We start from the raw sequence: 26,087 nt of genomic DNA on the forward strand, positions 1-26,087 counted from the left end.
CCACCGGGCTGTCAGTAGCTGACGGTTGCGATAAAATGAGCCCATCGCCACACTTTCAGTGGGCTCCGATTATAAGGGGAATTCAGTCGTTCGCGCTGCTGAAGGTGGCCAGGAGAGAAATGAACTTCGGGCGCATCTTCTTCGGTATCGTCATGAACGTATCCACCAGCCGTTGCCCCTCGTCAGTCGCTATGAATTCCTCACGTATTTCCGCCTTGCGACTCAATGCTGCACCGCTGCCACAACCAGGCTTCGAGAGCGTCTCGAAGAAATAGGCCATCGGTACGTCAAGGACCGCGGCAATCTCATAGAGAACAGACGAGCTGACGCGGTTAGCGCCACGCTCGTATTTTTGAATTTGCTGGAATGAAACACCGACGCCGGCACCGAGCGCGGCCTGAGAAATTCGCAATTGCTGGCGTCGTACGCGAATGCGTTTTCCGACCTCTTGATCGACGGGGTGAAGTGAGACCGGGTTGCTGGTTGTTTCCTCAACCGGAAATGCCGGCCTTTCAAGGGGGTAATTCTGTGCCATATATGAGCTCCCACAGCCAGAAGTCCTGGCGGATCTAGCAGTCGGGGAGTTGGAAAGCCGTTTGATTCAGCCCCTGTGGACTTTAGCCCGAAGACCTTTTGCATACTCCACAGGCTCCCCGACCTGAAAGGTCGCGAAGCAGTCGCTCATAAAGCGCGTTATCAATCAAAAGGGGTTTCCACGCCCCAAGACGAACAGCGTCGCCTCCGCTTCAGTCTAACAACAAAACCCACGATTGCAAAGAACTTTAAGATCAGATCTTAAAACGGCTGGTTCATTCCGTGGTTGCTGCCGCCTGCAACTCTTTGACCGTTAGCGCTGGTCCTTGCCATTTCCGTCGTCTGTTTCGAGAACTATCATTCCCAGCAGATATCGTATGAACTCCAGGTCTTCATTCGGTGGATAACGGCGACAGACTTCCTCCACGATCCTTAGAAGGTTCTGGGTCTTGTCGTGCACGATTGCCTTGATGAAGCGCTGGGCGCTAGCTGCATCCATCAGTGATTTCCTGCGCCACGCCACGAGTTGAGTCTTTCCAGTCCGGGTGATGATCGACATGTCGTTCGGGGACGCGATCTAGCCCCCTTTGAAGGTTGGGTGGGAGCAAAGATTGCGTTATGCCATAAGCCAATCGATGATGTTGAAGCACCGTTGCTGATGGGTAAACTGCGGCTGCAACTATCGTCTCGCCATTGTAGAGCGCTGGCTTGCACAGATACCGGACAGGGTAGCCTCTACCCTTCATCATCTCGACAAGCTTGGGATGCGCCTCGATGATCACAGCCTCGGCGCCAACATGCACGAGGTACTCCAGAACGCCGGTCATCAACAGGTCCACAGCCGCAACGTTATCAATCCGCGGAGCCACCTTTTCCGCTGCACATCGTCCCCATTCGAAGACGCGTGGGCCACAGGGGTACGGTCTTCCTTCCAAGATCTCAGGGTAAATCTCTGAGAGAAGGTGCGGCAAGTTCGTGGGGAGCAGCCGCGAATAGCCGATGATGCTGTGGGCGTAGGTTAGAACGAGATGAATGGTGTGAGACGTGTCATAGGCATCCCGCTCGCATTCGTCCGCGCGGCGCACTGCCTCCCAGCCAAGCTCGTCCACAAAGCGGCGATGGCGATAACGCCAAATGGGCTCCATGAGCGCTTGGTCATTGGCCTGATTGCCGCGGATAATTTGGAGCATAAAGTCACCTCAGGTCGCACGTCGTGAGTTTACAACCGTCGGTTCTTCAAAACTATCCGCAAATTGTCGGTAGTTTTTATCGCCGAAGGCCCTGCCGGAAGGCTTCCGCGATCAATTGGGCCCGATTTTTGGCCTGCAGTTTCCGCTGAAGATTTTGTAGGTGGTCCTGTACGGTCCTTTGCGAGCGGCCGGTGATCCTGCCAATTTCCAAATCCGTCTTACCAGCCACGCACCAGGCAAGGCATTCGCTCTCGCTGCGCGTCACAGACACAGATTTGCGGACTTTGTTTTTGATGCCCTTGAGATCGAGAAGCCGCGCATAGGCGCTCGAGGCAACAATTTGCAAGAGGTTGTTCTCTTCGGCGGAAATATCCAGGCGTGGGCCTACGAGTGAGAAAACACCATCCAGCCCGGCATTGGAGTGGAGGGGAATGGTAAGACCATCCGCCAACCCGAAGCGGGCCGCCTCCTTCATGATCTGCCGCGCTTTCGGCGTGAGCCCCCGGTCGTCGATGGCCTTCGACCAAATGATCGGCTTGTCGTTTCGTTTGACGAGATCGACGACCGGATCGCGGTGGATATAGTTGTTGCGAAGATATCTCTCGAACCATTCCCGAGGCCAGCCGTTGAGCAAAAAGCAACCCTCCAACCGTTCATGGCGAAGAGGCAATGCTGCCATCACGAAGCACTCGAAACCGAGTTCCGTTACCACTTTGCCGACGAGACCCGTCAATTCGATGCACGCCTGCGCTGCGTCGCATGCCTTGAGAAAATCAAACATGAGGTTGGCTAAAATCCTGTTCACCCCAGATCACTCCGTCGAGCAAAAAAATTTTCTCTGAAATATGGCTTTGTCACAATCGGCCTGGACGGCAGCAGCTGCCGACGCAAAGCCGCCTTGATATGTCTACCGTGTATTTAACTTTCGCACCACTCAAAATTGCAGACCATGGACGTACGGCGTAAAAATCTCATAATAATGAGGAAATTTGCTCCACTATTCGGGTTATCATGTCGCGACGCCTTCCTATCGTAGTTTTGTATGGCTCTCCATTCGAGCGCGGTCGCCAGCATGGTTCTCTCTTCTCCTCTTCGATCAGAGTGGCTGTCGACTCGCTCCGGGAAAAAGCGGGACGGGCGGGTTGGAGCGCTGCGGAAAAAGTCGCCGCAGCGTCGTGGACATATCTTCTAAGCCACCAGCCGCAGATCACTGCGGAAATTGAGGGAATTGCAGCCGGTGCTGGATTTTCTCCGCTCGAGATCTATTGCCTGAACGGCTTCGAGTTTTTTGATGAACCGGCGGCGAAGGGCTGCACGAGCGTGGCCGTCTCGACATCGGCAGGCGCGGTTGTCGGCCAGAATTGGGACGGGCCGGTGGGTACCGACGAGCAGCTTGTTCTCATCTCTTATTGTGAGCGCGGTCTTCAATGCACAATGGTCACGTCGCCGGGTACGCTTGGCTGGGTCGGCTTCAACAGCTGTGGCTTTGCTTTCGTCACCAATGACTTGATGCTGGATCGATCGGTAACCGGCATCCCAAGCCTGGTTGCCAGGCGCCTGATCATCAGGCAGAGACGGGTAGGTGATGCCATCGCTGTCTTGCGATCGATCGATCACATGGGCGGCCGCTGCTATCTGTTCGGGGATGAGACGGGCGCTGTCGGAGGTGTGGAGATCTCTCCCAAAGCGGGCGTCGTTTCTCTTGAGGGGCCGGCTATCGTCCATACCAATCATCCTTTGACAGCTCCCGTCTTGCCGCACGAGAACGTGGACGTCGCGACCGCAGTCTATCCATCGAGCCAGGCCCGCCTGCTTGCCCTCAATCGCCTCCGGCCCTTGCTTGACGGTAAAGTAGGCGTCCAACGGGCGTTGAGCGACACCTCCGGTGCGCCGGACGCGATATGCAAGTCTTTTTCCGTCGGCGAGCCAACGCAGACTGCGTTTTCCTTCGTGTTCGAGTGTCGCTCGATGGAGGCTGCACTCTCCGTCGGGCGCCCCGCCGCGAATGCCTACCACGATTACGCCGCAGGGGACCCGATCATGCGTCATGCGGATGTCAGGTCTGCCTGACCGGAACGTCGGGCATATTCAGCGAAACGCGTGGCAAGCTCATGTGCCCGATCTTCGCATTCGTCCGGTCCGAATGCGTTGCAGTTATAGCCGAGGGTTTCGCGCATTATTTCGGCGGACTCTTCCACTATGTGCACCGTCCCGTCGTCATCAACCGCCTCGATGCCGTCGAAACGCTGGCATCGGCGGTTGATGTCGATGGCATCGTCAAGCGTTAATCCGCTTGGCAACTCGACCAAGAATCCGCTCTTGGAAACCCGCACCGGGTAACCTCCGACAAGCCCGAGGGGCCCAGGGCCATGAACGACGTCCCCCTTTCGTCGCGCGACCGCATGCAGCATGGCAGTCGCCGAGGATGCCGTCACGGACTGCCCGGCTAGACCCTTGATGCGGCGGAAGCGGCCCGCGACATGGCTGAAGAGTGTTTCATGATCAAGAGCGTCGGGCGAGACTTCCATTCCATCGGCGTAAACGGTCAAATGATATGGAGCACCGGCGGCCGTTCCCGTGCTCGGCATGCGGTAACTCAGATAGTGATGGGCAAAGAAACGCACGTCGATCGACGACGGATCGCGCCCCAGAAGATATGCTGCAGCAAGGCGAACACCAGGCACGGCGTTGGCGATGTTTCCGATGCCGACGGCAGGCGCCAGGCCCTCGGCGGCGAGTGCCGCATTGACGACATCGGGATAGGACGCGTTGACGACAATAGCGTTACTTTCTGCAAGCCGGACAGCTTTCATCAGTCGGCGGATAAGCACCATATGCATCGGCGTCCAAACGCCGCCACGTGCTCTATCAACGCGCTCATAGGCTTCCTTCGGCAGCTTGGTGATCACCCACCATGAATGGAGGGTGGTCGCGTTGAATATGATGTCCGGCCTCAGTTTCCCGATTTCTGCGGCGGTTGCTTCGACATCCATGAGATCCATTGGCACGACGACTACATTCGACGTATGCCCGAGATTCATGGCCGTGTAGAGAGCGAGATTGACGCGCAGCAGAGCGTTCTCGGGCCGTCGTGCGCCCACCATGATCTCATAGTGCGCGCTGCTTTGCGTGAGAAGATCCAACACATCGCCTCCCAGCACACCGCTGCCGACAATCAATATTTTTACCGGTCGCATTTCTTTTTGCATTGCCAATCCTCCACCTTCAGTGCTCGCGTTGCGATCATTCGTGATCGATGAGCTCTCTATGGTAGAATATGCTTGCCTTTCTTTAAAATTGCAATACAAAATTAAAGCCCGTATAAATTGTAGGCGATAGCGCAAATGTCCTCTTCAGAGCCGGAGTTGGAAATTGATCTGTGTGCCATCGGTTGGAACTTCCGGGTTTTGACCGCTCTGACTGCGGCGACGGTGTCGGCCGTGGTCAAGAGCGATGCCTATGGCCTCGGGCTGGAAGCGGTTGCCGGCGGCCTGTTTGCCGCAGGGTGCCGATCCTATTTCGTGGCTGATCTTAGCGAGGCCGAAAAGCTGCGACGCATCTTGCCACGTGCAGCGATCTACGTATTGGCGCCGGACTATGCGGCGGATCCGACCCCGTATCATGAGCGACGGCTGGTGCCCGTGTGCAACTCACTGGAGGATGCGACCTGTGCCGCTCTGTCTGCCGAAAGGGCTTCTTATGCGGTCAATCTGGAAACCGGATTTCACAGGTTCGGCTTGACCTTCGACGACGTCCGCAGACTGGCGCAAACACAGACGCATTTCCCGGCTGTCGCGCTTAGCCATCTAGCTTGTGCCGAGACGCGCGAAGCGGCAACAAACGCACTGCAATGGAACCGCTTCGTCTCGATGTGCGAAATGTTAAGGCCGCGAGGAAGAAGCCTTGGCGCGTCGGCAGCGATCTGGCTCGGCCGCCGCTTTCACTTTGATCTCATTCGCGCCGGATCGGCGCTTTATGGCCTGAAAATGCCCACGGTCGATCCGAGCCCAATTCGTCCGGTCGTTAGGCTCCGGGCTCCACTCGTGGCGGTTCAAACCGCCTGCACGCGTGAAGCCGTCGGCTATGGCGCAACATTTACGACATCGCGCGTCACGCGTATCGGCACTTTGGCACTCGGCTATTCGCATGGCCTACCCTTCGCTGCGGCGAACCGGATTTCCGTCAGCATCGGTGCGCATCAAGCGCCACTCATCGGTCGTGTGGCAATGGAATATGCGACGGTCGACCTAACTGACGTTCCTGAAAGCCTTTGTCGGCCGGGTATCGGTGTCGAAGTTGTCGGTCCGCATCTGCCGGTCGACGATTTGGCGCGTGCTGCGCAAACAAATCCCCAGGAGATTCTGCTGCGTTTAGGCGCCGGCTGCCGGCGCCGCTACGCCAATTCTCCTGTTGGGACGGTTGAGGACCGAAGCCGATGATGACGAGCCAGAGGAGCGCGGTTTTCTGTATCTTCGGGGCGACCGCTTTGTGGAGCACCGCTGGTCTTTTTATGCATATGCTTGCCACGCAGGCTTGGACGATCCTCTTTTGGCGCAGCCTCTTCGGAGCGATCTTCGTGGCTGGCTTCACATTCCTGCGAGGCGAGCGCGTCCTGATTTGCGAAACGCTGGCAATCGGCCGCCTGGGACTGGTCGCCTCAATTCTGTCGGCAGCAGCGATGCTGGCTTTCATTCCTGCCCTGCGACACACCTCCGTTGCAAATGTCGCCTTGATCTTTGCAACACTTCCACTTGTCATCGCAATAATGTCTCGGCTGCTGAGAGACGAACCGCTCTCGGCCCGTTCATCGGCTGCTGGCATCGGTGTATTGCTGGGCGCGGCCGTGATCTTTTGGGGCTCGGCCTCCGCGTCCGAGGCGGACCTGATTGGCGACATGCTTGCTGTTGTAATGACGGTTGCCATGGCGCTCATGGCGGTCGCCCTTCGCCTTTACCAGGGCCGCTCCGTTGTCGGCGTAGTCATGCTTTCCAACTTCATGACAACGGTCTTTGCCGCATTGATGGCGACATCCCTGACGGTGTCTCTTCGGGAGTTGGCGATCCTTGCTTGCTTCGGCCTGTTTCAGATGGCGCTTGGCCTGATCCTCTTCAGCGTTGGGGCTCGAAGCCTGCCAAGCGCTCAGGTCGCATTGATCACGACGTTGGAAGCGCCGCTTTCGCCGTTATGGGTATGGCTGTTTTTTGACGATCGCCCGAAAATCGCAACTGTTCTGGGAGGCGCTCTGGTCCTTTGCACAACCACGTCATACCTTCTTGCCGAGTGGCGGCAACCATCAGGCTCAGGCAAACAACATGAGGACGCAAAGCGCGATGGCATTCGCTAGGCCAACTCTTCTCACCGGTATTTCTCAAGTTTCGGAAGCCTACGACGGGTTCATCGTGGATTTGTTCGGCGTCGTCCACAATGGCGAAACTGCTTTTGCCGGAGCAATCGACTGCCTTGCTCATCTGATTGCGCGCGGCAAACGGGTCGTTCTCTTGTCGAACTCGCCACGCCGCAAACAGGAGGTATCAGACCATCTCCTCGGGATGGGGATTTCCGCTGCGCTCTATGACGGGTTGATAACGTCCGGTGAATTGGTCTTCGAAGCGCTGTCTGGAACTGAAAGCGGCGGACGCCTGCAATTGGGAAGACGTTTTTATCATATCGGCCCGAGAGTGCTGTCGAAATTAATGGCGGGAACAGGTAAACGTGCCGTCAAGTCAGTGAAAAACGCCGACTTCGTGTTGGTCACAGGGACGCTCGAGGAGCAAACCCTTGCCGAAAGGGAGGCGCTGCTGCATGCCTGCCATGAGCGCCTCCTGCCAATGATCTGCGCCAATCCTGATCTTGAGGTGCTGATAGGTGACCGGCGCCTGGAATGCGCTGGCGCGATTGCCGCACGCTACGAGGCAATCGGCGGAAAGGCATGGTATTTCGGAAAGCCACATCAGCAGGCTTATGCAAAGGCACTCGGCGTTCTGGCGCTGCCGCCGTCTTCAATAGTTTGCATAGGGGACGGATTGAACACCGATGTCCTCGGCGCAAACCGCTCGAAAATTGACGCAGTACTCATAGTGGGCGGAATTCACCAGTCGGAACTGCGGTCTCATCAGGACGGTGACATCGGATGGGAACAGCTCGATAACCTGATTTTTCTGCACCAAGCATATCCTCGCTTCATCGCAAATTTGCTTTCGTGGTGAGATTACGGCGAGCCGGACTGCTCGGCGATTTTGAGGCGTCGGGAACGAAGCAAGCGACGCAAAATGATGACCGCGCGGGATGGTCAAGCCAGGCAGATTGCCGGTTCTGTAGTGATGCGAATAGCGGGTGATCACCGCATTGGCCAGATCGGCCCGGTCGGTTCGACATAGGCGTCGGGATACGGCTTGGTGCCAAAGCCGAGGCTCTTCTCCACCCGGGATCCGGTCGGGCCATTGGCGAAGGATACGGTGGCACCGTTCTGGGTGACGCAGAGAGGCCGTTGGCGCCGTCCTTGGCCAAGCCAGTCCGCACGTGCCGTCGGCGACCATGTCATCACCCGGGTGAGGAGCGGCCGGTCGGCGAATAGCAACGACGATTAACCCTGCGACGGAATATCGCCCCTTCAGCCGGTGGCCCTCAGTGTTTCCTAGCGCTACAACGTCTCTCAATTTGAGGATATGGCGAATGGAATGGCAGTCCTATAGTGCTAAATTGATGATCGCGGTAATTGGTGCATTGCTGATAGTCTCTGCGCTCTCGCTGCTGGTGGTCATCGATTACGGCATCTAGCCCAAAACAAATGCTTAGCGAGCGGAAACTGCCCAGTCGATCTTCTTAGTGCCGCCTCCTCATTAGCGACATGTCCACCTGAGTAGCTCGAAGTTGATCATCGACGATTGACTGCGAGTCAGCGCCAACCCAGACTAAAGGCAAGAACGAAACACGTTCATCCGGTCGTGCGGATCGGGGCCTGCTAAAAGCATTCCTGCTGCCAACGTCCTGGTTTGGAAGAGTGACGTGGTGTTGGTTGAACAGGCAATCCTGTTTCTCGTGGAAGTAAGCCTCATAGCACGATAGCTTCGATGAAGGTGCTTCACGCAACTCGGGCGCTTGATGAAGTGTGATTTGCAAAAATGGCGATTTTTCCTCTTGCGACCAGAAAATCGAACCGACATAACGCACGGTGAAGTGAATAAAGGGGCGGGGATTCGATGACGGGCGTTATTACTTCCACAAAGAACGTGAACTTGACGGGTGATCAGAGAATTGATGGGCTTATCAGCGGCTATGCGTGGGACGGAACGATAACCTACGCGTTTCCCACCAGCTCGACATCGTACTTGTATAATGGCGAGAAAGATTACAGTTTCTCTTCGATTTCCTTACAGCAGCGGTCTGTTGCTCTGTTCTTTATGGAACGATCCTATGGAAACACCGCGAATGACGGTTTCTCGGTAGAAGGATTTACTAACGCCAATTTTGTGGTCGGGAACGTGGATACCGCATCGCTGCGGTTCGCTCAATCGTCGCACCCCAGTCTTCCGACGGCAGGGGCCTATTATCCAAGCACAGATAGCTGGGGTGGCGATGTCTGGTTCGGGACGGAATATGCTGGCACAGAAAGTGATTATCGCCTCCCGGAGTTCGGCAACTATGCGGGACATACGTTGGCGCACGAACTGGGTCATGCTCTCGGACTGAAACATGGTCACGAACCGGAGATCAATCCGGCGGTCGTGCCCAGCAACTACGATTCTATCGAATATACGATCATGACTTACCGCACGTATATCGGAGACGATACGAGTGGCTACAACTATGAGCAGAATGGCGCACCACAGACCTTCATGATGCTCGACATTGCCGCCCTACAGGAAATGTATGGTGCGGACTACACGACAAACAGTGGCAATACCGTCTATAAGTGGAAGCCGAATGAAGGCGTCACCTATGTCAACGGTGTTGCGGCCATCACGCCTGATGACAACAGGATCTTCGCGACAATCTGGGACGGCGGCGGTGTCGACACCTATGATCTGAGTGCCTATACCACGCGCCTTAATATCGACCTGCGACCAGGCGGCCATTCGGTTTTTTCCCAAGGCCAGTTGGCTGATCTAAACGGTGGCCCGAATAACGGCTATGCTCGCGGTAACATATTCAACGCGCTTCTTTATGGTGGAAATACCGCGTCATTGATCGAGAACGCTAAAGGCGGATCAGCTAGTGACACCATTCATGGCAATGCTGCGACAAATGGCCTCTGGGGTGATTCTGGGAACGACAAGCTCTATGGTGATGGCAACAACGATGGCCTCTATGGTAACGAGGGAAACGACCGCTTAGTCGGCGGAGCTGGCAACGACCGGCTTGGCGGTGGCGCGGGAAGCGATACCTTTTTCTTCGAGACATCGTTCAGTAGCCGGACAAATATCGATGTCGTCACGGACTTCACAAATAACAAGCAGCAGAATGACGTGTTCTGGTTGGATGATGCGATTTATGAGGCATTCATGCTCGGTGACCTTAGCTCATCTGCCTTCAAAGACCGCGCATTTGGCAGAGCTGATGGATCAGACCGCATCCTGTACTACCAGCACAGCGGGGAGCTCTACTATGATGCGGATGGATCCGGCATAACCTATGACCCCATCAAATTCGCGATCGTGGAGAACCACGCGACACTCACAGCAGCGGATTTTTTTATTGTCTGAACCTAGAGGTTCCGCCCGGTATCCGAAGATTGGTGCTTACCCTCGCAGAGGCGGTCTTCCCATCAAGAGGGCTCCCGAACTTTTCGAGGACGTGGCGAATAATGAAGCCGTCGCTACAGCCTCGTATAAAATGCGTATTGTGCGCTCGCATTCTTGATGTCCTGGAGCGGCGAAGTTCTAGGGCGATTTAGTTGCCGGGGTAACAATTGATGCTCTGGTGCAAATGCTTGTGACATCGCCATGCGGACCTGGCAGCCGTCAACTGGCGAGATGCTCTTTGCAAATGCCCTCCACAAGCGCCTGCAGGTCTTTCACGTGCGCGACTAGCCATTGCAGTTCGTCATTGTTGATCGTGTATTTCGAAGAGTATCGCGCCTCGACATAGGCCCGCGACAACAATTCAAAGCAGCGACGGGCAAAGCGGGTGTCGCGCGGCCAGGCCGCGATCAGGCGCGTATCGGCGCTTTCGGCTTGCGAACGCAGCACCTTGATGCGATGCGACTTCGGACTGTAGAGGGTTAGGACGAGAAGGGCGCAGTGATAAAGTGCCTCGCTTGCTTGATGAAGGAGAAACGCCTGTTGTTTTGGGAAGTTGCCCTGTAGCGCTTGCTGCGCCGTCAAAAATCCGGACGCATTCTCACTCCATTCATCGAAATACCGGCGTGCCTCGGCCCTTGCCTCCTCTGGTGTCAGCGCTTTCGGCTGGGTAAGCGGATGGCCGGGCTCCTCGTAGAGCACGATCCCGTCTTTGGCGATGTCGGTGAAGAATGGCCGGCCGCGCGCCAACTGGTCGTTGACGTCTGAAAGGCAGTGCACGATCGGGATCACCGGCGTTTCGATCCGATGGCTGATCTGCTCCTGCAGCAGCCGTTCCTCCAGCGCGCCCCACAGCTCGTGCTCCTCGGCAAAGCTCTTGGTGTTGACGACGATGAGAAGGTCATAGTCGGAACGGTAGCCGCTTGAGCGATCCTCGACCCAGTCGCCGCGGGCATAGGAGCCGTAAAGGATGACCATGAGAACCTTGCCGGCGGCCTTCTTGCCGGACAGCTTGGTGGCACGGAACTGCTCGACCTCGAAAAACAGGATTTGCAGAATACGGGCGAGCTCTCGACGCTTCTTGTCGGGCAGATGGTCGAGATGGTCTGTCAGGGTCACTGCCGCGTCGAAGCCTTCGGTGGGAATCGTATCCATCGTAGCGGCTCATCGGTTGTTGTGCATCTAAACTCTTTACGATAGTCGTTTAGGAAATGCAACCGTAAGATACGGGTCGCCCAGCAAATCGCAATCGCAACATCGCGTTTTTGGCTGTCAGGTCCGGTGTTATTCGGTCCTTTCACTTCCCGCCCATTGACACCTAGGCACCGCTAAAATGCGGTTCATCAAGTGGATTTAGTGAGGCTTCGATCTCATGGGCTTCTTGCTTTAGCATATCGACGAGCTGCGGGAGCCGTTCCGGAGTTAAACGAGCGCTCGTCAAATTGACAGCAAGAGCGGCAATCGCATCGCGCTTAGGCGGAAGTATGGGAACGGCAATTGCCGAGATGCCTGCAACAAGCTCACCTTGGTCGATCGCGTAACCGTGCTTCCGAATTGCTGCCAGCGCTTCCCGCACACTAGCTACGCTTAGATGGCTATAATCATCATAAAGCGGTGCATTGGCCGTGATGATCACGTCAGCTTCCGCTCGAGGCAGGAATGCCAGGATGGCCTGGCTCGCTGGACCCACACCCATCGGGATTTGGCCACCGATGTGACCCGTCAAGCTGTCGATGACATAAGTTCCCTGCTGGCGATCGACACAGACAATATTGAAGCCCGCCCGCGCCATGAGGAAGACCGAATCCCCTGTGGCTGCGGACAGGCGCATCAGCGCCGGGCGCGCTACTTTACGCAGTCCTGTTCCATCGGCTGCTGTCGCTCCTAGCGCAAAAAGCGCGAGACCGAGGCGGTAACGGCGCGTTTTCCGTTCTCGTTCGATCAGGCCATGCCGTTCCAAGGCACTGACAATGCGGTGCGCAGTTGACTGCTTCAGTCCCATCGCTTCAGCGATCACAGCCATGTTCGCCCCGGTTTGGCCAGCGTCACCAAGGAACTTCAAGATAGCGACGCCCCTGTCGAGCAACTGGGTACCCGTTGCCGCGACCTCTTCCTTTGCCATGCTGCCCTCGCCCGATGCTGTCTCACGGACTCCTATAGCAAAAGGGGCTCGATGAGCAAAACTACGACGAGAACTCGAGCGCTGCGAAAAGTTCTCTAGGGTCGGCGCCGGCACCTAGGGCGGCTATGGCATGTTTGATGGTCTGCATTTGTCCAGGGCGCGCAGGCAACAGACGGCTCAGATGGTCGAATTTTTCCTCGAGCTCTGCTGCCAAGAGCGGGTTCGTCGGCTCGCCGAGCGGTGTGATCACTTCCTCAGTGTATTGACCAGCGCTTGTCGTCAGCGTCACGCGCGATGGCGTCGAGTGGGGAAAAGATCGGCAGTAATCGTCGGCCGCGGCCAACTGGACTCTTCGCGAAAGCGCCAACACTCGGTCATCGACCAGGTACCGGTCCTCAAGTGGCAACAGCGCTACGGGGCCGTGAACCAGTGCAAGCGCCACGCAGAACGGAATGCTATACTGCGCCGCTTCGTTCGTCGCTGGTTCGTACTGGTTCGGAAGCGTTAAGGCGCGTTCGAACGTCTCGACGGTTATGGCCTTGATATTTTCAGGCGCCAGTAAATGCGCATGCTTGATTTCAAGTGCAGCATCGATCGCTGCATGCGCCCAGCGGCAGCAGCTATATCGCTTAAAATAAATCTGGCCCACGGCCCAGTCCCGTCCGAGCCGCTCGATGAGCCTCGAGCGATCATATTGTGCCGGGTCGTCAAGGATGTCCAACGGTCCTCGATGGCCGTGGGCGGCCAGTACGACGGCTTTCAATGCGTTGGCGGTGGCCCACGGAATGCCCTCTTTGACGGTGTGACCGAAACGTGTCCAGCCGGTTGCGGATTGGCTGGTTGATGTCTGTCCGGCGATTGCCATGGCATGGGCGATCATCGACACAGGAAGACCTTGAAGCCAGGCAGCGGCTGCCGTGACGCCATAACCGCACCACAGGCCGCTGTCGGTTGTGCGCAGACCAGTGATATCGCGAGACGCGGCAACCCTGATGGCAACCTCGTAGCCGAGAGCAATGGCAGTGAAAAGCCGATCAGCATCACATGCGACGGTCTCGCCAGTCGAAAGTACGGCCGGAATGATGGCCGCACCCGGATGTCCTGCGGCTCCTCTATGGCCATCGTCGAGGTCCAGCGCGGCGGCATAGGTGGCATTCACGAAGGCCGCCCCGACTGCCGTTACACGCCTCTTCGAAAACCACAGACGCGCTGGTCCTTCCCCCCATAATTCTCGAGCTGAATCGCGAGACGCCAATCCGGCCGGCGTTGAAGCTCCGGCTGCGGCGACGCCTAGCAGGTCCAGCAGCGCGTTCTCCGCAGCGTTAAATGCAGCAGGTGCTGTGGTGGTGGCGTGGCAGAACTCCGCCAACTCCGTGATTACCGTTTTCAAGGAACACTCCTTTTCTGGATACTATCTGAACGTGTGACGAACTTTGAGGCACGGCACAATTGATTTAGCCATTATACGGTAGCCTGTATTATTGACATCCACAATATGAGAAATTAACTTCAGTTTCACACTGCACGGCGACAGACTGCTGGAAAAGGCTCCGCAATGTTTAAAAGATTTACACACGCTATCCGCGATAATTTCATCATCTATGTTGACGGCGAGCCCGTCGATGCTTGCGAGGGCGACACGATTCTCTCGGCGTTGCTTTCGGAGATAGGTTTCGTTCGGCTCCTTGAACTCAAACCCGAGAAGCGGGCGGGTTTTTGCCTTATGGGCGCCTGTCAAGACTGTTGGCTCTGGCACCTCTCCGGCGAGCGGGCTCGTGCCTGCACCGAACGCGTCCTGCCGGGCATGCGTCTTTCGACATCTCAGCCAGGGAGCGTGCGATGACTTCAGGTGACCCAATCGTGATTGTTGGAACGGGTCCCGCCGGGATCAGTGCGGCGAAAACGCTCGTCGAGGCAGGTCAGCGGCCGGTCGTGATCGATGAAAATGCCTACCCCGGCGGACAGATCTTTCGCCGTCCGCCTCCAACACTCGCCCGGAGTGAAACACAGCTTTACGGCTTCGACGCGTCTCGAGCCCTCCGCCTGAAGTCGACATTCGAGGCAATCACGCCATCGATCGAATATCGAGCAGAGACGCTTGTCTGGTCGGTCGAGGGCAGGAGCCTTCATCTCTCAACTGCCAGAACGTTGAAGAGCATTCCGTTTACTCGAATTCTTCTCGCCACCGGTGCCATGGACAGGGTCATCCCAATCAAGGGCTGGACAGCGCCGGGGGTCTTCAGTCTCGGTGCAGCGCAGATCGCGTTGAAGGCGCAGGCCACCTTTATTGGTCAACGCGTCGTCTTCATTGGGACGGGCCCGCTGCTTTACCTCGTGGCGTACCAATATGCGAAGGCCGGTGCGGATGTCGCAGCCGTTCTGGACTCGAGCAAGCCGTTTTCCAAGATTACCGCGCTTCCAGCGTTGCTTGCGGATATCTCGAACTTTTCCAGGGGACTATTTTATGTCGCCCAGCTGTGTCTCAGGGGCGTCAAGATCCAAACAGCGATCGCGCCGATCGAAATCGTCGCCGGCGACCGCGGCGTGACCAGCATGCGCTATGAGCAAGGTGGTCAACAGCGTCAGTCGGATTGCGACGCTGTCGCGATCGGATACGGCTTGAGAGCCGAAACGCAGCTCGCTGATCTGCTTGGGCTCTCGTTTCATTTCGATCGACGCCAACGGCAATGGCTGCCAGTTACCGACGGTGCGGGACGAACATCAGTTCCGCACGTCTACATTGCTGGCGATGGAGCCTCTGTTCGGGGCAGCGAAGTTGCTGAATGGGAGGGAGAACTTGCAGCACTAAGCCTGCTCGAGGACATGGGCCGTGGCAGTCAAAAACGTGCATCAGTCTTGCGCAGGAGGATCGACTCGTTATCCCCGTTCAGGCGTGCGCTCGACGAGCATGTTTTTCCCTTCCCGCACCATTTCGCCGAAGCAATCCGTGACGAAACCATCGTTTGCCGTTGTGAGGGGATCACCGCCGGGCAAATCCGCGAAACCGTTGCCACAACGGGTGAGGCGGACATCAACCGCGTCAAGGCGTTCAGCCGCTTGGGGATGGGGCGCTGTCAGGGCCGCGTTTGCGGCGCGGCCGCCTGTGAATTGATCGCCGCGACGGCACGCACAGACATCTCTGCCACCGGACGCCTGCGCGGTCAGGCGCCATTAAAGCCAATTCCGCTCTCAATCCTTGCAGGAGATCGGCGATGACGAGATTTGATGTCGCGATCGTCGGCGGCGGCCTTGCCGGCTGCTCCGCCGCCCTGCATGCCCGGCTGAAGGGTGCATCCGTGATACTTCTGGAACGCGGACGATGCGGCGGTCAGGCAAGCGGCGTGAATTATGGCGGTGTCCGGCAACAGGGCCGCCATCCGGCGGAGCTGCCCCTTGCCTGCCGAAGCCGGCAGATCTGGGGGCGGTTGGCCGAGCTCGTCGGGACCGACTGTGAGTTCACCTCCACCGGGCACCTGAAACTCGCACGCAATGACGCAGACATGCAAACCCTTCTCGCCTATCGCGACATTGCGCGTGACTACGGCATCGATCTCGAAATCCTGAGCGTCGCAGAGCTACAGTGCCGCTATCCGTATCTCGGCGACGGCTATTGCGGAGCCTCGCTCTGTGCTGCAGACGGTCAGGCAAATCCAAGGCTTGCGGCGCCGGCATTTGCGCGCAAAGCCCAGGAGTTGGGCGTCACCGTCCGCGAGCATTGTGAGCTGGAGCACGCTGAGAAAGTTGCCGATGGATTCCAGCTTACGATCAAGGGCGAAACCGAGCAACTCACAGCGTGCCGCTTGATCAATACGGCTGGCGCTTGGGGCGCAAGGGTCGCGCGCTGGTTCGGCGACGAAGTCGATGAGCAGGTCATGGCGCCGAACATGTGCGTGACGGAACCGGTCGCGCCGCTGATCGGGCCGAACCTCGGGATCTGTGGCGGATCCATCTACCTCCGCCAGACCAAGAACGGCAGCGTTGTATTCGGCGCTGGCCTCGGTGTCGCAGACGCCGATCGTCTTTGGGCTCGTCCACTCGCAGACGTCAGCATGGAAGCCGCGCGTGGCGCAATCGCGATGGTGCCGCAGCTTGCCAACCTCCTCGTGGTCCGCACCTGGACAGGCATCGAGGGCAGAATGCCGGATGGGCTGCCTGTTCTCGGGGAAAGCCGCAAAGCTCAAGGGTTGTTCCATGCCTTTGGCTTTTCCGGCCACGGCTTCCAGCTCGGTCCTGCCGTCGGCGCAGTGCTTGCTGAACTTTGCCTCGATGGCTCCTCCGCAACACCAATCGACGGGCTGTCACTGGGTCGCTTCGGTCTAGCCCGGGCACTGGTTTCCGCACCGTCGACGTAACCAAAACAGCGAACAAGAAAGAAAGGGAACATCAATGAACGTTAAAAGAAAGCTTTTGCCCACCATCGTGGTGATCACACTTGCAGCTGCTGTGCCTGCCGTAGCAGGCCCTGACCTCTCGGCCTACAGATTGACTGAGCCGGGCGTGCTTTCGGTCGCCATCACAGGCGATATGCCCGGGCTTGTCGCGCGCAACGGCAAACTTGTCGGCTACGATGGCGAGATTCTGCAGATCGCCGCCGATCGGCTGGGCCTTACCATTAATCCTGTCCCCATGGAATGGTCGGGTGCGATCGCCGCAGTTCAGACCGGCCGCGTCGACCTGATCGGCGGAAACGTTGCCTGGACGGAGCAGCGTGCCGCAACGCTCTCCTTGACTGACCCGACCGGATACTTCCAGAACGGCATCACGAGCAAGGCCGGAGCAGGGTGGCATAGTCTTGAGAACTTGGAAAACAAGAATGTCGGTTCGATCACCGGATTTTCTTTTCTGCCGGAACTGCGCCGCATAACTGGTCTTCAGCTGTCACTTTACGATAGCTCCGACGCCGCCATCAGGGACATTCTTGCCGGGCGTATCGATGCGCTGGTCGGCGATCCGCCGGTGATCGACTACGCTATTGCCATGAATCCCGAATGGGGCCTGACGAACAAGCCGTTCACCGATAACAATCCCGATTTTCCGCTGCTGACCGGCATCGGCAGACAATACGTCTTCGGTCTCAGCCAGGACAACAAGACACTTGCCGATGCCTTGAGCGGCGAGATCCGCAAGCTTTGGGAAAGCTGCGAGGTCCGGGTCATCGGCAAACGATACGGCAACGTCAACGACGCCAATTACACCCCGTCTCCGGAGAATTTCAGGGTAGGGGTCGACCGTCCGGAAGGTTGGACGCCGCCGAGCTGTTCCAAATGAAATCAACAACCTTAAGCGCCGGTGAGCGGCTAGCCCCTCACCACAACTCCTGAGGTCGTAGTCATGCAAAGCCCTGCTCTGCTTTCAGTCGTCAATCTCACAAAGTCATTCGGCAGCTTTCCCGTTCTCAAGGGCGTGTCCTTCGAATTGTTACGGGGAGAATGTATTGCGATCATTGGTCCGAGTGGTTCTGGTAAGTCTACCTGCCTTCGCGCGATCAACTATCTGGAGCCACCTTCAAGCGGGGAAATCCGGCTTGACGGCAGACCGATCGGCAAACACGAAGATGGTCGGCGCATGAGCGATGCAGAGCTTGCTCCGCAGCGAGCCGACATGGGGATGGTATTTCAAAGCTTCAATCTTTGGCCGCATCTCGATGTTCGGGCGAACATCACGCTGCAGCCCCGGAAGGTTCGGAAAATGCCCACCAAACAGGCGGTAGAACTTTGCGACGCTGTGCTCGCAAAAGTCCACCTGAGCGAGAAGGCGTCACAAATGCCTCATTGCCTATCAGGGGGTCAGCAGCAGCGAGTGGCGATCGCCCGCTCGCTTGCGCAGCAACCGAAGCTTCTGCTCTTCGACGAGCCGACCTCGGCTCTCGATCCCGAACTGGTTGGCGAAGTCCTTACGGTTATCAAAGAACTTGCGCGCGAAGGCTTATCGATGGTGCTCGTGACCCACGAGATCGCCTTCGCCCGTGAAGTGGCAGATCGGATCTTGTTCATGGATGGCGGTGTCATCATCGAGGAGGGACCAGCACGACAGCTTCTCGACCAGCCACAGCACCCACGGCTGAAGCAATTTCTCTCGGCAATGGGCCTCCGGGAGGTCGCCTGATGGATGATGATCTTGTTTTCCGCATCGTCGCGGCACTGGGTTCCGGCGTCATTGTGACCTTGGAAGTGACGGCCGGGGCCCTTGTTCTTGCCGTCGGATTGGGACTGGCGCTAGCGGCGATCCGGCATCTGTGGCCACGGCGGGCAATCGACCTTGCCATCAGCTCCTACGTCGAGTTCTTGAGAAATATCCCGAGCCTGACGCTTCTTTTCCTCCTCTATTTCGGTCTTGCTGCCATCGGGATGCGTTTGCCGGCGCTGACGGCCGCGATCGTCGGGTTAGGGCTGATCGGCGCTGCGGTGGTCGTCGATATATTTCGGGCCGGCTTTCAGGCGGTTCCTCAGGGTCAACGCGAAGCGGCTGCGGCGATTGGACTGACGCCGATTCAGGCTTTCCGCCTCGTCATATTGCCACAAGGGTTGCGCATCGCTTTCGCCCCGCTCGGCAACTACGCGGTCTCGCTTGTCAAGGACACATCTCTCGTTGCGGCAATCGCGGCACCGGAAGTGATGTTCAACGCCCGGCAACTCGTCAATGAGACGTTCCAGACGACGCTGGTCTATGGCTGTGCAGCTCTTCTTTACCTAGTGATCACTTATAGCCTTGGTCAGGCAGTCCGCTGGGTCGAACATAGGACGGCGTACTGAGATGTTTCCGTTTGTAAGAACCATTTTGGAGAATTTCCCCGATTGGGGGCCGCGCTTGCTGGATGCTGGTTGGGTCAGTTGTACCCTGACGATATGTGGCTTCCTGTTGGCGTTCCCGCTTGGAATTGCCGTCGAGTTTATCCGCACGCGACGCTCGCTGATCTTTCGTCTGAGCGCTGACGCCTATGTGTCGGTAATGCGCGGAGTTCCGATCCTCGTTATTCTGTACCTCTTGTACTTCGCGCTACCGGAAGCGGGCATTGCGCTTCCATCGCTGCTGGCCGGTATTCTCGGCCTCGCGCTCGTCTACAGCGCCTATCTCGCAGAAGTGTTTCGCGCTGGCTTCGCCGCGGTCCCCTCTGGTCAGAGAGAGGCGGCGATGGCATCCGGTCTTGGGCCCTGGCAGACGTTCCGGCTCATTCTGCTGCCGCAGGTGATCCGCAAGGTACTTCCGCCGCTGCTCATCAACCTGGTTTCCCTTCTCAAGGACAGTTCCATCTGTGCGCTGATCGCCGTGCCCGAACTTACGCTTACTTCGCGGGCGATCATGTCGGAGAGCTTTCTCCCTTTGCATATCTTCGTCGTGACCGCGTGTGGCTACTTCATGATCGCATGGCCAGCATCTTTAGCCGTCCGCAGCCTTGAACGTTGGCTTTGCAGGCGCGCGGAAGGCTCGGAGACCGCACAATCAAGCCAAGACCTGCCCGACACGCCCGCCTGAAAACAATAATCGCCTCGACGCCCGTCAAACACGGAGACTGCAAATGAAGAAGTTCATCAATACCCCGGAGAGCTACGTTGACGACATGTTGACAGGTCTCGTTATGGCTCACCCGGACATCGTGAGGAAGGGGAAGCAGGGGCGCACCCTTGCACGCCGCGATGGTGTTTCAAACGGGCGTGTTGGGATCGCAACGGGCGGCGGTGCCGGGCACCTGCCGTTGTTTGCCGGATACCTCGGCGAGGGCTTCGCCGACAGCTGCGCCGTCGGAAACGTCTTTGAAGGCCCAAACCTGCAGTCTTGCGTCGACGCGATTAACCTGGCCGACGGTGGCAGCGGGGTTCTGCTTCTCTATGGGAATTATGGCGGCGACAGAATGAACTTTGACATGGCGAGCAAGCTCGCTGCGACAAATGACATCGAGACTGTGCTTGCAACGGATGACATAGCAAGTGCCAGCCGAGAGGAAATGTCGAAGCGACGGGGCGTTGCCGGCATCGTGTTCGCCTATAAAGCGGCGGGCGCCGCCGCAAGAACCGGTGCGAGCTTGAAGGACGTTGCAGATATTGCACGGCGGACAGTGGCTCGCACGCGGACGATCGGTCTTGGAATGAAGAGTTGCCGCTTGCCGGGTGCGACCGGTGAAATCTCCGAGCTTGGCGATAATGAAGTCGAGCTCGGCCTTGGAATTCACGGAGAACCTGGTCTGTGGCGCAGGCCTATGGCGTCCGCCGATGCGCTTGTCGACGAGATGATTAGTCGGCTTCTCGAGGAGGGGCCTGACGATAAAGGGCACCGGCGTCTGGCGGTAATGGTCAACGGTCTCGGAGCGACGCCTCTGGAGGAACTGTACATCGCCTTTCGACGGGTCGGAAATGTGCTTGCAGCGCAGGGACTTCATGTCGTCATGCCGCTGGTCGGTTCATTTGCAACCTCCATGGAGATGGCCGGTCTGTCGGTTACCCTATGCTTCTTGGATGACGAGCTTGAGAAACTGCTGTCGGCTCAGGCGACCTGCCCATTCTGGAGTGTGCAATGACTTGCCTTACATCCAATGACCTGTGGCTTTTCGTTCAACGTGCTGCCAACGCAACGACGATCCTCGAAGAGCGGCTCAATGCTGCGGATCGGGAACTGGGCGATGGTGATACCGGGACCATGTTGGCACGGCTGCTGCAGGCTCTGGCAGGCGTCGATATCCGAGGCACAAGCTTAAGTGAGGCCTTGAACACGCTTGCCTTCACCGCGAGCGCAAGCACCGGGTCAAGCCTTGGCACACTCATCAGCGCGGCTCTCTTTGCAATGTCGCAACAAACAAAATCGCATACCGGCCCACTGCCGGCGCCAGAGTCCGCGGCTTTGTTGAGATCCGCTCGAGACGCAATGCTGGAGCTTGGAAAATCGAGGCTCGGTGACAAGACGATAATCGATTCGGTCGATGCGGTTGCGGTTTCCATTGCCGGATTGAATGATTGGGCTGCGATAATGAATACAGCGGTGGAAGCAGCGGAGGCCGTCATCTTGCAATTCAGAGGCCGTCCTTGTCGGGTGGGTCGAGCGCGCATATGGCCGGAGAAAAGCCGAAATCTCGATGACCCCGGCATGGTTGCATTCGCGGCACTTCTGAAAGCAACAGCGCTGGCCGACCGTTATGGTCAAAGCCCATCTTTGCTGTGATCGGCCCACTGCCCCTGTTGCGCGACATGTTTGACCTGATTAATGGTGGACGAAGCTTTCGCAAGTAGGTAATTCTCACCTGCAAGGAATAATGTTGCAGCCGGACTGGTGAAGCGGCTCGGTCGGAGGCGCCAATTTGTATTATTTGACGACCCATATTCGCGTTGTAGCCGCGTTGCTCATCCGCGAAATGTCGACCCGCTTCGGCAACAAGCCCGGGGGATACATATGGGCGATCCTCGACCCCGCGGCGCATATTGCTTTAATGTCCATAATTTTTATGGGAATCGCGAGGTTACCGGCTCTCGGGACAAGCTTTCCGCTGTTCTTCGCAACCGGCTATATCGCATTCCAGTTTTATGCCGCGACGTGCGGTTTTTTGAACGGCGCTATCAAATCTAACCGCACTTTGCTCAGCTATCCAAATGTCGCCCCGATCGATACGATCGTTGCTCGTTATATCCTTCAGGCTACTACGACGATCTTCGTCGCCATCTGTGTTCTCGGCGCAATCATTGTGACAATGCGTCAACCGCCAGAGCTCTATTGGCCGGCGATCCTGGAGGCGGCCTTTGCCGCGACGCTCCTAGGACTTGGTGTCGGCATATTCAATACCGTAATGTTTTTGCGGTTTCCATTCTATGAACAGGTCTTCGGTATTATCAATCGACCGATGTTTCTGATTTCTGGCGTTTTTTTCTTGCCTGACGCGCTTCCGGGACCTATGCGTGAGGTGGTCCTATTCAATCCTTTGGTTCATGTGGTCATGCTATTTCGCCAGGGATTCTACCCCCAATACCGGGCCGCGGAACTCGACATGTTCTATCTTTATTCTTTTGTCTTTGCGGCGATCTTCGGCGGGCTCTTTGTTTTCACCAATTCCGTGGCGGTGGCAAGAGGCCGATGATCAGACTTGAACGCGCTACGATGTATGTAAAGACCAAGGGCTTTACGAAGCCAATCATCGAGAATGCTTCCCTTGTTATCCGGCGCGGAAAAAGTGTCGGTCTACTCGGCAGGAACGGTGCTGGAAAATCGACACTTTTGCAGTTGATCGCAGGCTCGCTGCGGCTCGATCGGGGGCGTATTGTAAGGCAAGGTAAGATTTCCTGGCCCCTCGGTTTTCAAGGTAGCTTTCAACCAAACATGTCCGGCGAGCAGAATGTCCGTTTTGTCGCCCGCATTTATGGTGTCGATACCGAAGAACTGGTCGACTATGTCACCGATTTTGCCGAGCTGGGCCCATTTTTCCACGCCCCGGTTGGTACTTATTCCTCCGGCATGAAGGCGCGTCTAGCCTTTGGTGTCAGCATGGGCGTCAACTTCGATTACTATCTAGTTGACGAGATAACGGCGGTCGGAGATGCGAACTTCAAAAAAAAATGTCATGATGTCTTCAAACACCGATTGCAAGATTCTGACGTTATCATGGTTTCCCACAGCACGAGTACGATCCGCGAGTACTGTGATTGTGGTGTAGTTCTCGAAAACGGCAAACTTACCTACTTCGACGATGTGGAAGATGCTATTCGGGTTCACGAGCGAAACATGAAGGGCAACTAATGACAAGCGCGAATCCGCCAAGTTCAGAGAGCAAGATGACCGAGCTCCGGGCTTTGGCTAAAAGGCCAAGCATTGCTTTGCTTGATAATCTGCTTAAACACGAGGTGCGTCCCGCAAAACCAGAGACGCCGCAGCCCAATCAGAAGAAACCACTGCACGGCTCTGTGAAAGTCGGGCATTTGAAGCTGCGGCACCTGATCATCTCTGCCAGTTTCGCCCTGGTCGTCGCCTTGCCGACTGCGCTTGCATCGTTTTACATGTTCTTCATTGCTGCAGACCAGTATCATAGTTCGGCGGCGTTCGCTGTGCGCAGCATCGATGGCAAGGTCAGCGGCGACCTTCTCGGGATGTTTACGCAAAGCACTGGCGGCAGCACGACAGGGTCTGATTCTTATATGTTGCTCGATTACATCGAAAGCGAGCGGATGATCGAGGCCGTTGAGAAGGTAGTTGATCTTGATTCGGTCTTTGCGCGTCGCGGAGCCGACTTTTATTTCAGCATGACGAGCGGGTTGCCGATTGAGGAACGGCTCGAATATTGGAAAAGGATGGTACATGTGGACTACGACCACAGCTCTTCCATTCTCAGTCTGACGATAAAGACCTTCGATCCCGAGAGCGCTCGAAACATCGCGTCGCTGATCATTGGCGAGAGTGAAAGATTGATCAACGATCTTTCGCTTAAGGCAAGGAATGATGTCCTGAAAGCTTCGCAAGATGAGGTGGCGCTGGCGGAAGCTCGTCTATCTTCAGCGCGGAATGCTCTACGCAATTTCCGGGATTTATCTCAGGAGGCCGATCCGGTGGAAGCGGCGAAGCTGGTTGGACAGTTAGTTGCGTCTCTCGAGCAGCAGCTCACTCAGCTCAATGCTGACCTGACGACTGCGCGCACGCGTATGGCGGCGGATTCACCGCGCATACGAGTGATTACCACGCGGATTAAAAGTTTGGAAAAACAGCTGGAACAGGAAAAACAGCGATTTGGTAGCGGCGCGGCTGGCGGCGCTGACCGAGGAGATGTGGCAAACCGAATGCTGCAGTTTGAAGAGCTCGAGACTGAACGGGAATTTGCCGAAAAGGCCTATACCGGCGCTCTTGCCAGCCTTGAGCAGGCACGAATGGATGCCAACAACGAGCAGCGTTACTTGGCCACATTCATTCAACCAACACTGTCCCAACTGGCACAATATCCAAGCCGATTTATGGGAGCCGCATTAGTTTTTCTTGGATGCCTTTTTGCTTGGGGCGTGTCCGTCATGGCCTATTACAATATTCGCGACCGGAACTGAAATGCTGACTGGAATTGGAGAGCCCTGTTAGGGGGCATATACGAGACAAAATTCTCTCCGCAACATTTGCGGATCACGATACTGGCGAAGCCGACGGATGTTCCCAGGCTAATTTATATTGCCGTCTGCGACCTAATGACGTGGGCGGCTCCCGCTCCCGGTATCGCTGTGCCTAGTGTGGCTGTCAAAGGTCACATAAGGGAGAGCCATCCATGGAGAATGTTAGTATAGTCGGTCCTGATATTGCCGAGCAGGTCTTTCAAGTTCATGGAATCAACGCCGCCCCTTGCCAAACGGAGCCGTCCATACGTGCCACGGGTCCGTGCCCCGCAACTGAAAGTTCAGATAGAGGCTGATTCGCTTTCCGCAAGTCCAGTCGCATTTCACCCTGCGTGCATCGCGGCAGGCTTCACCATCCTCTGTTCTGAAGGCGCGGCGCCCATCACTTGATCGCAACCATAGAATGCGATATCGGTCAGCGTCCACAAGCGAGGGGTACCATGGGCGCGACAATCACAATTGATTCGATCTACGACTTCAACTCTAGTCTGCCTGATTTTAGCTCCATCTACTATGCGGAGTCGTACTACCGGAATTCGACGATTTTTCGGGCGACGTACGATACGGGAGAGGCGGAGGAATTCCGGGGCAGCGGCTTCCGCTACAACAGCGATGGAGTTCCAACCGCCGGCACGGTGACAAGCTATTCGCTCCTATACGATGGAAACGTCGAAATCAGTATCAAGGGATTATCGATTGCCGCGGCCTCGTTCGTCGCGGTGGCCGATACGGTCAGCATAGACGATGATGCGGCCCTGATCGCAAGGGCTCTTACCGGCCATGATAGTTTCAGCGGCGGATCTGGCTACGATACCTTCAATGGCCAGGCTGGAAACGACAAGCTGAGCGGGAACTACGGCAGGGATACGCTCATTGGCGGACGCGGCAATGACATCCTGCATGGCGGACGGGACCAGGATTACCTGACGGGCGGATCTGGAGCCGATACCTTCGTTTTCTACTCGGTCAAGGAATCTCGTGCCAATAGTTCGGACCGTGACACCATCTATGACTTCACCATCGAAGACAGGATCGATCTGTCGGCGATGGACGCCAACGCGCTGACGAGGACGAACAATACCTTTACCTTCCTTGGAGAGGCGGAGTTCACAGGCCGGCCAGGTCAACTGCGGTATGAGAAGACTGCATTAGGAACTGAAATCTATGCCGACATCAACGGCGATGCGGTGGCCGACATGTCGATCTATCTCGACACCATAATGACGCTCGACAATGGCTTGTTCGTGCTCTGATCTCCCGACACATAAAAACTGGAACCAAGGCCCTGCAGCTGCGGCGGGGCTTTGTTTATCGGGGATAAAGGAGACGCCATGATCACCAATCCACAACTCGTCACTGGTGACCTGATGCCGGGACCGGAGGCCGTCCACCTCGTCAGGCGATCTGCCAGTTGAACATGCCGATGGAGTCACCAGTTTGG

The 26,087-nt window shown here is 56.8% G+C and carries 26 protein-coding genes; 18 read left to right on the top strand and 8 right to left on the bottom strand.

Annotation, left to right across the window (positions count from 1 at the left end; genetic code table 11):
* Nucleotides 1-82: 82 nt before the first annotated feature.
* From BLP23_RS18175 to BLP23_RS18190, 4 genes are all read right to left on the bottom strand, one after another.
* A complete protein-coding gene (locus BLP23_RS18175; protein WP_092586267.1) occupies nt 83-535 on the bottom strand; it encodes a helix-turn-helix domain-containing protein in 453 nt (150 codons plus the stop codon).
* Between the two features lie 312 nt (nt 536-847).
* Nucleotides 848-1,033 (bottom strand): hypothetical protein, encoded by a 186-nt coding sequence (locus tag BLP23_RS18180; protein ID WP_092586268.1) that lies wholly within the window; start codon nt 1,031-1,033, stop codon nt 848-850.
* Nucleotides 1,020-1,724, bottom strand: coding sequence for an acyl-homoserine-lactone synthase (locus tag BLP23_RS18185; RefSeq protein ID WP_092586269.1), 705 nt, complete (start codon nt 1,722-1,724; stop codon nt 1,020-1,022). The genes BLP23_RS18180 and BLP23_RS18185 overlap by 14 nt, the downstream gene beginning before the upstream one ends.
* A gap of 76 nt (nt 1,725-1,800) precedes the next feature.
* The gene (locus BLP23_RS18190) at nt 1,801-2,505 is read right to left on the bottom strand and encodes a helix-turn-helix transcriptional regulator (RefSeq protein ID WP_092586270.1); all 705 of its coding nucleotides are present in this window, start codon (nt 2,503-2,505) and stop codon (nt 1,801-1,803) included.
* A 230-nt stretch (nt 2,506-2,735) separates the two neighbouring features.
* Here BLP23_RS18190 and BLP23_RS18195 point away from each other — a divergent pair, with 230 nt between their 5' ends.
* Entirely contained in the window at nt 2,736-3,794 is a 1,059-nt protein-coding gene (locus BLP23_RS18195; protein WP_092586271.1) for a C45 family autoproteolytic acyltransferase/hydrolase, read from the top strand.
* Here the strand turns inward: BLP23_RS18195 and BLP23_RS18200 are convergent.
* Nucleotides 3,770-4,933: a hypothetical protein gene (locus BLP23_RS18200; protein ID WP_092586272.1), complete on the bottom strand. Its 1,164-nt coding sequence runs from the start codon at nt 4,931-4,933 to the stop codon at nt 3,770-3,772. The two genes, BLP23_RS18195 and BLP23_RS18200, sit on opposite strands and share 25 nt — an antisense overlap.
* A gap of 135 nt (nt 4,934-5,068) precedes the next feature.
* Between BLP23_RS18200 and alr the strand changes: the two genes are divergently transcribed.
* The 4 genes from alr to BLP23_RS18225 all read left to right on the top strand — a co-directional run bounded on the left by alr (nt 5,069) and on the right by BLP23_RS18225 (nt 10,426).
* Nucleotides 5,069-6,163 carry an alanine racemase gene (gene alr, locus BLP23_RS18205; RefSeq protein WP_092586273.1) on the top strand — a complete coding sequence of 365 codons (1,095 nt, stop codon included), beginning with the start codon at nt 5,069-5,071 and terminating at the stop codon, nt 6,161-6,163.
* Complete coding sequence (locus BLP23_RS18210) at nt 6,160-7,068, top strand: DMT family transporter (protein ID WP_092586274.1); 909 nt, start codon at nt 6,160-6,162, stop codon at nt 7,066-7,068. The genes alr and BLP23_RS18210 overlap by 4 nt, the downstream gene beginning before the upstream one ends.
* Entirely contained in the window at nt 7,055-7,930 is an 876-nt protein-coding gene (locus BLP23_RS34610; protein WP_233426768.1) for a TIGR01459 family HAD-type hydrolase, read from the top strand. Before BLP23_RS18210 ends, BLP23_RS34610 begins: the two co-directional genes overlap by 14 nt.
* Nucleotides 7,931-8,923: 993 nt before the next feature.
* Nucleotides 8,924-10,426, top strand: coding sequence for a M10 family metallopeptidase (locus BLP23_RS18225; RefSeq protein WP_092586277.1), 1,503 nt, complete (start codon nt 8,924-8,926; stop codon nt 10,424-10,426).
* A 258-nt stretch (nt 10,427-10,684) separates the two neighbouring features.
* Here the strand turns inward: BLP23_RS18225 and BLP23_RS18230 are convergent, their stop codons facing one another.
* From BLP23_RS18230 to BLP23_RS18240, 3 genes are all read right to left on the bottom strand, one after another.
* Nucleotides 10,685-11,617: a HEPN domain-containing protein gene (locus BLP23_RS18230; RefSeq protein WP_092586278.1), complete on the bottom strand. Its 933-nt coding sequence runs from the start codon at nt 11,615-11,617 to the stop codon at nt 10,685-10,687.
* Nucleotides 11,618-11,780: 163 nt separating this feature from the next.
* Nucleotides 11,781-12,584 (bottom strand): IclR family transcriptional regulator, encoded by an 804-nt coding sequence (locus tag BLP23_RS18235; protein WP_092586279.1) that lies wholly within the window; start codon nt 12,582-12,584, stop codon nt 11,781-11,783.
* A gap of 61 nt (nt 12,585-12,645) precedes the next feature.
* Nucleotides 12,646-13,974, bottom strand: coding sequence for an MmgE/PrpD family protein (locus BLP23_RS18240; RefSeq protein WP_092586280.1), 1,329 nt, complete (start codon nt 13,972-13,974; stop codon nt 12,646-12,648).
* Between the two features lie 165 nt (nt 13,975-14,139).
* On the opposite strand from BLP23_RS18240, the gene BLP23_RS18245 reads away from it, so the two are divergent.
* The 13 genes from BLP23_RS18245 to BLP23_RS18305 all read left to right on the top strand — a co-directional run bounded on the left by BLP23_RS18245 (nt 14,140) and on the right by BLP23_RS18305 (nt 25,899).
* Nucleotides 14,140-14,427, top strand: a complete 288-nt coding sequence (locus BLP23_RS18245; RefSeq protein WP_092586281.1) for a (2Fe-2S)-binding protein — start codon at nt 14,140-14,142, stop codon at nt 14,425-14,427.
* A complete protein-coding gene (locus BLP23_RS18250; protein WP_092586282.1) occupies nt 14,424-15,800 on the top strand; it encodes an FAD/NAD(P)-dependent oxidoreductase in 1,377 nt (458 codons plus the stop codon). The genes BLP23_RS18245 and BLP23_RS18250 overlap by 4 nt, the downstream gene beginning before the upstream one ends.
* Nucleotides 15,797-16,936: an NAD(P)/FAD-dependent oxidoreductase gene (locus BLP23_RS18255; protein ID WP_092586283.1), complete on the top strand. Its 1,140-nt coding sequence runs from the start codon at nt 15,797-15,799 to the stop codon at nt 16,934-16,936. Before BLP23_RS18250 ends, BLP23_RS18255 begins: the two co-directional genes overlap by 4 nt.
* A gap of 34 nt (nt 16,937-16,970) precedes the next feature.
* The gene (locus BLP23_RS18260; protein ID WP_092586284.1) at nt 16,971-17,852 is read left to right on the top strand and encodes a substrate-binding periplasmic protein; all 882 of its coding nucleotides are present in this window, start codon (nt 16,971-16,973) and stop codon (nt 17,850-17,852) included.
* 63 nt (nt 17,853-17,915) lie between these two features.
* Nucleotides 17,916-18,689: an amino acid ABC transporter ATP-binding protein gene (locus tag BLP23_RS18265; protein WP_092586285.1), complete on the top strand. Its 774-nt coding sequence runs from the start codon at nt 17,916-17,918 to the stop codon at nt 18,687-18,689.
* A complete protein-coding gene (locus BLP23_RS18270) occupies nt 18,689-19,336 on the top strand; it encodes an amino acid ABC transporter permease (protein ID WP_092586286.1) in 648 nt (215 codons plus the stop codon). The genes BLP23_RS18265 and BLP23_RS18270 overlap by 1 nt, the downstream gene beginning before the upstream one ends.
* Nucleotides 19,337-19,391: 55 nt before the next feature.
* Nucleotides 19,392-20,057, top strand: a complete 666-nt coding sequence (locus tag BLP23_RS18275; RefSeq protein WP_233426760.1) for an amino acid ABC transporter permease — start codon at nt 19,392-19,394, stop codon at nt 20,055-20,057.
* Nucleotides 20,058-20,100: 43 nt separating this feature from the next.
* Nucleotides 20,101-21,096 carry a dihydroxyacetone kinase subunit DhaK gene (locus tag BLP23_RS18280; RefSeq protein ID WP_092586288.1) on the top strand — a complete coding sequence of 332 codons (996 nt, stop codon included), beginning with the start codon at nt 20,101-20,103 and terminating at the stop codon, nt 21,094-21,096.
* Complete coding sequence (locus BLP23_RS18285; RefSeq protein WP_092586289.1) at nt 21,093-21,734, top strand: DAK2 domain-containing protein; 642 nt, start codon at nt 21,093-21,095, stop codon at nt 21,732-21,734. Before BLP23_RS18280 ends, BLP23_RS18285 begins: the two co-directional genes overlap by 4 nt.
* A 136-nt stretch (nt 21,735-21,870) precedes the next feature.
* Nucleotides 21,871-22,641: an ABC transporter permease gene (locus BLP23_RS18290; protein WP_092586290.1), complete on the top strand. Its 771-nt coding sequence runs from the start codon at nt 21,871-21,873 to the stop codon at nt 22,639-22,641.
* Nucleotides 22,638-23,297 (top strand): ABC transporter ATP-binding protein, encoded by a 660-nt coding sequence (locus BLP23_RS18295; RefSeq protein WP_092586291.1) that lies wholly within the window; start codon nt 22,638-22,640, stop codon nt 23,295-23,297. The genes BLP23_RS18290 and BLP23_RS18295 overlap by 4 nt, the downstream gene beginning before the upstream one ends.
* A 35-nt stretch (nt 23,298-23,332) precedes the next feature.
* Nucleotides 23,333-24,586, top strand: coding sequence for a KpsE/RkpR family capsule polysaccharide export protein (locus BLP23_RS18300; protein WP_233426761.1), 1,254 nt, complete (start codon nt 23,333-23,335; stop codon nt 24,584-24,586).
* A 500-nt stretch (nt 24,587-25,086) separates the two neighbouring features.
* Entirely contained in the window at nt 25,087-25,899 is an 813-nt protein-coding gene (locus BLP23_RS18305) for a calcium-binding protein (protein ID WP_092586293.1), read from the top strand.
* The last annotated feature ends 188 nt before the right edge of the window (nt 25,900-26,087 follow it).

The organism is Rhizobium mongolense subsp. loessense (genome assembly GCF_900099775.1).
Taxonomy (GTDB): domain Bacteria; phylum Pseudomonadota; class Alphaproteobacteria; order Rhizobiales; family Rhizobiaceae; genus Rhizobium; species Rhizobium loessense.

What these genes read in the sequence shown, in the direction of transcription:
- BLP23_RS18175 (WP_092586267.1), bottom strand. Translation starts at nt 535, where the DNA reads ATGGCACAGAATTACCCCCTTGAAAGGCCGGCATTTCCGGTTGAGGAA.
- BLP23_RS18180 (WP_092586268.1), bottom strand. Translation starts at nt 1,033, where the DNA reads ATGGATGCAGCTAGCGCCCAGCGCTTCATCAAGGCAATCGTGCACGAC.
- BLP23_RS18185 (WP_092586269.1), bottom strand. Translation starts at nt 1,724, where the DNA reads ATGCTCCAAATTATCCGCGGCAATCAGGCCAATGACCAAGCGCTCATG.
- BLP23_RS18190 (WP_092586270.1), bottom strand. Translation starts at nt 2,505, where the DNA reads ATGTTTGATTTTCTCAAGGCATGCGACGCAGCGCAGGCGTGCATCGAA.
- BLP23_RS18195 (WP_092586271.1), top strand. Translation starts at nt 2,736, where the DNA reads ATGTCGCGACGCCTTCCTATCGTAGTTTTGTATGGCTCTCCATTCGAG.
- BLP23_RS18200 (WP_092586272.1), bottom strand. Translation starts at nt 4,933, where the DNA reads ATGCAAAAAGAAATGCGACCGGTAAAAATATTGATTGTCGGCAGCGGT.
- alr (WP_092586273.1), top strand. Translation starts at nt 5,069, where the DNA reads ATGTCCTCTTCAGAGCCGGAGTTGGAAATTGATCTGTGTGCCATCGGT.
- BLP23_RS18210 (WP_092586274.1), top strand. Translation starts at nt 6,160, where the DNA reads ATGATGACGAGCCAGAGGAGCGCGGTTTTCTGTATCTTCGGGGCGACC.
- BLP23_RS34610 (WP_233426768.1), top strand. Translation starts at nt 7,055, where the DNA reads ATGGCATTCGCTAGGCCAACTCTTCTCACCGGTATTTCTCAAGTTTCG.
- BLP23_RS18225 (WP_092586277.1), top strand. Translation starts at nt 8,924, where the DNA reads ATGACGGGCGTTATTACTTCCACAAAGAACGTGAACTTGACGGGTGAT.
- BLP23_RS18230 (WP_092586278.1), bottom strand. Translation starts at nt 11,617, where the DNA reads ATGGATACGATTCCCACCGAAGGCTTCGACGCGGCAGTGACCCTGACA.
- BLP23_RS18235 (WP_092586279.1), bottom strand. Translation starts at nt 12,584, where the DNA reads ATGGCAAAGGAAGAGGTCGCGGCAACGGGTACCCAGTTGCTCGACAGG.
- BLP23_RS18245 (WP_092586281.1), top strand. Translation starts at nt 14,140, where the DNA reads ATGTTTAAAAGATTTACACACGCTATCCGCGATAATTTCATCATCTAT.
- BLP23_RS18250 (WP_092586282.1), top strand. Translation starts at nt 14,424, where the DNA reads ATGACTTCAGGTGACCCAATCGTGATTGTTGGAACGGGTCCCGCCGGG.
- BLP23_RS18255 (WP_092586283.1), top strand. Translation starts at nt 15,797, where the DNA reads ATGACGAGATTTGATGTCGCGATCGTCGGCGGCGGCCTTGCCGGCTGC.
- BLP23_RS18260 (WP_092586284.1), top strand. Translation starts at nt 16,971, where the DNA reads ATGAACGTTAAAAGAAAGCTTTTGCCCACCATCGTGGTGATCACACTT.
- BLP23_RS18265 (WP_092586285.1), top strand. Translation starts at nt 17,916, where the DNA reads ATGCAAAGCCCTGCTCTGCTTTCAGTCGTCAATCTCACAAAGTCATTC.
- BLP23_RS18270 (WP_092586286.1), top strand. Translation starts at nt 18,689, where the DNA reads ATGGATGATGATCTTGTTTTCCGCATCGTCGCGGCACTGGGTTCCGGC.
- BLP23_RS18280 (WP_092586288.1), top strand. Translation starts at nt 20,101, where the DNA reads ATGAAGAAGTTCATCAATACCCCGGAGAGCTACGTTGACGACATGTTG.
- BLP23_RS18285 (WP_092586289.1), top strand. Translation starts at nt 21,093, where the DNA reads ATGACTTGCCTTACATCCAATGACCTGTGGCTTTTCGTTCAACGTGCT.
- BLP23_RS18295 (WP_092586291.1), top strand. Translation starts at nt 22,638, where the DNA reads ATGATCAGACTTGAACGCGCTACGATGTATGTAAAGACCAAGGGCTTT.
- BLP23_RS18300 (WP_233426761.1), top strand. Translation starts at nt 23,333, where the DNA reads ATGACCGAGCTCCGGGCTTTGGCTAAAAGGCCAAGCATTGCTTTGCTT.
- BLP23_RS18305 (WP_092586293.1), top strand. Translation starts at nt 25,087, where the DNA reads ATGGGCGCGACAATCACAATTGATTCGATCTACGACTTCAACTCTAGT.